We start from the raw sequence: 235 nt of genomic DNA, 5'->3' as shown, positions 1-235 counted from the left end.
GTTGACGTTCCATCAGCCGTTCGCCCTGCTGGGCGAGGACCACCTGCGCGCCGCGTTCGGCGAGCGCGCGGGCGGCCGAGACGCCGAGCAGACCGCCGCCGATGACGACGGCCCGGGTGTCCTGCCGTACCGCCTTCGACAGGCCGAGGCAGTCGTCCATCGTGCGGAACGCGTGGACGCCTTCGGGCAGTTCATGCCGGTCGGCGGGGGTGAACAGGCCGCGCAAGGGCGGGAG

The 235-nt window shown here is 73.2% G+C and carries 1 protein-coding gene; it reads right to left on the bottom strand.

Going from position 1 to position 235, the window contains the following annotated elements:
- Positions 1 to 235: FAD-dependent oxidoreductase (locus AOK01_RS44585; RefSeq protein WP_245702032.1), on the bottom strand; the 235-nt coding region annotated here is incomplete at both ends.

The sequence above is a fragment of the Streptomyces aurantiacus genome (assembly GCF_001418335.1).
Taxonomy (GTDB): domain Bacteria; phylum Actinomycetota; class Actinomycetes; order Streptomycetales; family Streptomycetaceae; genus Streptomyces; species Streptomyces aurantiacus.
The sequence above is the reverse complement of the archived record's forward strand: the minus strand, read 5'-3'. Positions and strand labels throughout refer to the sequence as shown.